Source organism: Companilactobacillus bobalius, from assembly GCF_009764355.1.
In genome coordinates this window covers 1-5,843 of record NZ_LNUA01000071.1, presented here as the reverse complement: position 1 = coordinate 5,843, position 5,843 = coordinate 1, and the positions used below count along the sequence as shown (strand labels likewise).

Genomic DNA, 5,843 nt, shown 5'->3' with positions numbered 1-5,843 from the left:
TACACATAGAATGAATTCTATGTTGTACTAACCCCAAAATACTGTATTAGAAGTCGCCAATGGCGACAACAAAGTCAAGCCCATAGAATCAAAGTAAAGAGGTGACTAACATGGCAATATTTCATATGAGTTTTAGTAATATTAGTGCTGGTAAAGGACGCAGTGCTATTGCCAGTGCCGCTTATAGAAGTGGTGAAAAATTATTTGATAATCAAGAAGGCCGCCACTATTTTTATGCCCGATCGGTTATGCCAGAAAGCTTTATTTTAACTCCCGAAAATGCACCAGAATGGGCCAGTAATCGAGAACAATTATGGAATGAAGTTGAAAAGAACGATCGTAAATCAAACTCACGGTATGCAAAAGAATTTAACGTGGCTTTACCGGTAGAATTAAGTGAATCCGAACAGAAAGAATTACTGACAAAATATGTGCAAGAAAATTTTGTCGATCAAGGTATGGTAGCTGACGTAGCAATTCATCGCGATCACCCAGACAATCCGCATGCACATGTGATGTTAACCAATCGCCCATTTAACCCCGATGGTAGTTGGGGATTAAAAGCAAAGACGCAGTACATTAAAGATGAAAATGGCAAGCAACTTTTAACCAAAAGCGGGTTTCCAAAACAAAGAAAAATTTGGTTGGTTGATTGGGATAAAAAGGAAAAAATTAATGAGTGGCGGCATAATTGGGCAACAAGTGTTAATCAGTCTTTAGCACAAAAAAATATTCCGGATCGGATTAGTGAAAAATCGTTTGTCGATCAAGGGATTCAAGAGACACCTACCCAACACGAAGGCATTAACAGCCAAAGAAAAAATCGAAAAGCATTTAATCAACAAGTTAGCGCACAAAGAAGCGCCCAAGCTAAATATCATAATCTTGACGAAAAGATAAGAAATCATGAACATTTTGACGCGTTAACTGACGAGCTATCGTTCTCTGAAAAACACACAATTAGTCATCTAAGTCAGCAATTGAAAACCTATGTCGATTTAGAACATTTAGATGATAAACAGCGCATGCTGTTTAATTGGAAAAACAGCTTATTAATCAAACATGCCATTGGTGAAGATGTAACCAAACAACTGCTGACTATTGACCAGCAAACGACATCACTAGCACAAGCTAACCAGTTGTTAAATAAAGTGGTGGAACGAGCAACGAAAAAGCTTTATCCGGAACTTAATTTTGAACAGACAACCGCAGCTGAACGACGGGAACTGATTAAAGAAACTAATAGTGAACAAACGATTTTTAAGGGTAGCGAATTGGCAGAACGGTTAGCGGATATTCGAAGTGACTTATTAACCCAGCAATTATTGACGTTTACCAAGCGGCCATATACCAGCTGGCAGTTAGTTAATCAGCAGGCCCAAACAATTGAGAAGCAATTAACCACGGTGCTAGCCAAACATGGTCACCAGTTAGACGATTTGAAGCCTACTGATCGGGGCATGCTAGCCGCTTATCAACCTAACGAACTCGAATTCATTTCTAAAGCGGTGAAAAATTTACGGGTCATGCGGGAAGTTAAAGCCGTAGTGCAAACTCAATACAACAGCATTCTAACGACTGCTTTTCCGGACAGTGACCTCGATAAGCTAGAGACGATTGACAAGGAGCAAATCTATACCGCTGTGGTTTACTATGACCCAGAATTAAAGCCGTTAAGCGCCAATGATCTTAGTCAATTGCAACAGCAGCCACCGGTAGTCTTTACTAGTCAGCAACACCAAGCCGGTTTAAATTACCTGTTAGGTAAAATGGAATTAAAAGATATTCAGGATCATCGACTGCAACGGGTCTTAAAACATGATGGCACCCGGCAACTGTTTATTGGCGAATGTGGCCAAGATCCTAAGTTGGATCACCAACAAATTGAAATGGTGCAAACCCGTTTGAAACAACAGACAATGCGCTTTGATCAATATAAGCAAGACCAAATTAAGGACTATCAGGCCATTAATTATTACCCAACTAGCCCGAAAAACTACCTGACTAATATTTTGGACGAAGCTTTAATAACCATTTTATATGCGAAGAACACGGACTATCTAAGAAAGCAGCAACTACGTGGCTTAAAAGAGACCGAGTGGGCAATGACGAAAAAGCAACGGCAACACCAAACTCGAAACCGACATGAAGATGGGGGCATGCACTTGTAATCAAAATGTAAAGATAAATGTACACATATGTGTTCAATGGGTGCTATATTTGCCATTAAAAGTACGCAACCTAGATGCGGATTATCAGGTGTGATAATAATGCCTACATGAGTTTTGATGGTTAAAACATTCAGAAAACTATATTTAGGGCACCGAATTGTTGCTGCGCTAATTGTTGAATTCCAATGGCTCAGTCAAAAGTGTAGTTTGATAAGCTTGTCAGTGAAAAGGTAGCTCGGTCGAATTATGATTACGTCGTAGTGACGACGATTCAGACTAAGTTATTTCATAGAAAAAGATTTTCTGGGCACACTATTTACTTTAGCCTGTAAAACTGGTAATTCACTCCCAATAACTGCTAATTTATTATCCATTTTATGATCTCCTTTGCTTTGCTAATCTCACCCGTTGTTTAGGTTTACTTTTAGGGTTGTAAAAGTGAACCTAAATGACGGGTTCACCAACCGGAACGTAGTGCAGGGCGGTAGGCAGGTTCTAATCAAAATCAAAACTTAATTTATGGCCGTCAAGCTTTAACTTGGCGTTAAACGACTTTCCCTTTTTGCTCTTGAAACCCTTTAATTTGCTGGTTTCCCCTTTGGTGACCAGCGCTTTAATCGCGGTCTTACCAAGTGTCTTGCTACTCCATTTCTTGGGTAGGGTAAAGTCCTCGCCTTGCTTAGGCTTCACAATGTAAAATTTTTGTTTGTTTATGACAGTTGCTTGTGGTGTTTCTAAAAACACCTCGGCGGACTTTTGTGCTTGCTGTTGATGATCAATTTGTTGTTTAATGGCTGCACTGCCAGTTAATTGCGTGGGAACATCAGCGATTAACTTTGCCACGAACTTTTTGATTTGGCTCAAAAAATTATCCTGAGTGCGTTCTTCGGTACTGATTTGCTGTAACGCTTGCTCCCATTTAGCTGTCATTTCTGGACTAGTTAGCAAGGGTTCGAGTTCGACTGCTTTACATAAAGTGATTCCGGCTTCACTGACGTGCAACTTATTCTTTTCAGTAACTAAGTAGCCGCGTTTCTTTAACACTTCCAGCACATTGGCCCGGGTCGCACTTGTCCCAATGCCTTGCACATCTTTGAGAATCGCCTGGGCTTCTTCATCATCAAGCGTTTTGCCAGCGGTCTTCATGGCCGTAATTAATGTCCCTTCGGTAAAGGGTACCGGAGGTGTCGTTTCTTTTTTCGGCGTTTGCAGATTCGCTTGAACTTGGTCGCCTTGGTGAACAATCGGTAGGGTGGCTGCCTCTTGCTGGTCAGCTTTGTGATCATCAAATAAAGCTTGCCAACCTTGCTTAGTTGGGACCTTACCGGTTGCTTTAAAATTGGCGTCACCAACTTGGGTAATAATGGTGGTTTCTTCGTACTCGTACGGATCAGCAAACATCGCTAACGTCGTCCTTAAAACCAGGTCATAGACTTGTTGCTGTAATTTAGGCAAGCTGGCTAGCTTCTCTTTCGTTGGCACGACTTTAGTCATAATAATGGCATAGTGTTCTTCAACTTTTTTCCCATCAACATAGCGTTTGTTCGGAGTGGTATTGGTTAAAGCGACCGGCTTAGAGACCAAGCCCAGATACTTCGTCAGATTAGCCACTAAATAATCAAATTCTTCATCAGTGATATAATCACAATCGGTGCGGGGATAACTGAGCAGTTTGTCTTCGTATAAGCTTTGAATAGCCGCTAAGGTTTGGCTGGCGCTGGCGTGATAACGTTTATTCATGGCACTTTGGAGACTAGATAGCGAGAATAGTTGGGGACTAGCTCGTTTTTTGCCTTGCTTTTGGACGTCCTTGATTAAACCGCCCTGTGAGCCTTTCTGAACGTGTTTAGCCTGCATGAATGTCATTAGCCCTGTTTCGTCTTTAAATCGCTGATAGGGGTCTAATTTTGCGAAGAATTTTTGCTGATTAGCTAAAATTTCCGCATTTAGTTCAAAATAAGGTTCTGGCTTAAAGTTTTTGATTGCCTGGTCCCTTTGATAAACCATATACAAAGTGGGCGTCTGCACGCGTACCCTCTATCTTATTATTTACTGGAAAATTCATTTCCGTTTGGTCGGAATAAAATTACGAATAAACTGAAATCGTTTATGTTCATGATCGATATATAAATAGCCAAAAATACTGAAAAATAACGCACCAATAAAATTAACGAATAGATCTTTCATAGTATCGATCACGCCAACATCGAGATAGCCGTTATGGATCACAGTAGTCACTTTTTTGCCATCAGCGGTTTCACTTTCAATCGTCGTTCGTTGAATATCTTTCAGCTGGACCACTTTATTGTTACGTTGGCCTAGATCCACGCTATTGATTTGGCGCACAATGCGATCCTTTTGCATATCCATATTCAACCAACGATCCGCTGAAAATTCGACAAATTCCCAAGCAACCCCGACCGTCATTGAAAAACAAAACGTGGTCACCGCAATAAATAGCGGTGTTAATTTCAGAATCGTTATATTTTCATTCAACAAATAAATCAGCGAAAAACCGACTCCAGCAGCCAAAAACCCATTTAGTGCGTGTAACGCTGTGTCCCAGACTGGAATATGACTATAAAAGTCATTTAGTTCACCTAACACTGTTGAGCTAAAAATAAAACTGATTACGATCAATTCTAGCAAACTAGGTATATTAATATGCAGATAAGTTTCAATTAAATATGGTAGCATAAACAAAATTAATGTCAGCACTAACAAAGCGACGTGTGACCATTCTTGCATATAAATGCTATTGCCTAACATAAAAATGACAATTAACCGATAAAATATATAAATCAGCGTCACGATTTTACTTGCGGTAGTGGTGTGTGCCGTAAAGAATTTCATAAAACGCCCCCAATCATCGTTGAATCCGTATAATTTCCTAATTTAAGCTTATGATATTAGTGATGCTAGTTCAAGTCGGGTGCAAAATAAAAAAATCACACCAAAAGGAACCTACAAGTATTTAAAAGAAATCACTGGTAACGGAGCCTATTATCAAGTGGCTTGGCAAAAATTAGCTGATGGCTACATCGCCCTTTATGGCACGACCCCGATTCAAATCAACGTAGCCCCTATATTGAATGATATTTTTGAAAATGAGGAGGGGTAGACAATGCCGAGTAAAGCAGACGTTAAAGCCTGGAAAGCACAATTAGTCGCCCAAGCCGAACAACAAATCCTAAAATTAACCGATAGTGACCGATTTAAACAGTATCTTAATACCCTGGCTAAATTTCATCATTATAGCGCCAGAAACATTGATTTGATTTATGTGCAAAATCCGCAAGCCACTCAAGTCGCGGGCTTTAAGCAATGGCAGACGGCTCTTAACCGCACCGTCAAACGAGGCGCAAAAGCGATTCGGATTGCGGCCCCGATTATTAAGAAGTTAACACCAGCCGAGCAAAAGCGTCTTGATACCACCGATGAACGCGCCATTGTCGGATACCGTTATCTACCCGTCTTTGACGTGTCACAAGCTAGCGGTGAGCCCGACAATGCTTTGAAACTAAAGACGTTATATCACGAATATGCGCATAGCCAGCTACACGCATTAAAATCAGCCTTTAAAGATCGGCCACGAGCTTATCAGGAAACCCAAGCCGAAGCGGTTGCATATGTTGCCATGCAAAATACTGCTGTTAAGGGCACGTTCACAGT

At 40.7% G+C, this 5,843-nt stretch carries 5 protein-coding genes; 3 read left to right on the top strand and 2 right to left on the bottom strand.

The window, feature by feature from the left end:
* Positions 1 to 110: 110 nt before the first annotated feature.
* Positions 111 to 2,171 carry a MobQ family relaxase gene (gene mobQ, locus ATN92_RS19765; protein WP_056950640.1) on the top strand — a complete coding sequence of 687 codons (2,061 nt, stop codon included), beginning with the start codon at positions 111 to 113 and terminating at the stop codon, positions 2,169 to 2,171.
* Positions 2,172 to 2,666: 495 nt separating this feature from the next.
* Here mobQ and ATN92_RS19770 read toward each other — a convergent pair whose 3' ends face one another.
* Positions 2,667 to 4,199 carry a DNA topoisomerase gene (locus tag ATN92_RS19770; RefSeq protein WP_411762971.1) on the bottom strand — a complete coding sequence of 511 codons (1,533 nt, stop codon included), beginning with the start codon at positions 4,197 to 4,199 and terminating at the stop codon, positions 2,667 to 2,669.
* A gap of 33 nt (positions 4,200 to 4,232) precedes the next feature.
* Positions 4,233 to 5,024: a DUF2238 domain-containing protein gene (locus ATN92_RS19775; RefSeq protein WP_056950643.1), complete on the bottom strand. Its 792-nt coding sequence runs from the start codon at positions 5,022 to 5,024 to the stop codon at positions 4,233 to 4,235.
* 79 nt (positions 5,025 to 5,103) lie between these two features.
* Between ATN92_RS19775 and ATN92_RS19780 the strand changes: the two genes are divergently transcribed.
* Entirely contained in the window at positions 5,104 to 5,292 is a 189-nt protein-coding gene (locus ATN92_RS19780) for a hypothetical protein (protein ID WP_206605314.1), read from the top strand.
* 3 nt (positions 5,293 to 5,295) lie between these two features.
* Positions 5,296 to 5,843, top strand: a 548-nt coding sequence (locus tag ATN92_RS19785) for an ArdC-like ssDNA-binding domain-containing protein (protein WP_234032597.1), incomplete at its 3' end; no start/stop codon positions are given.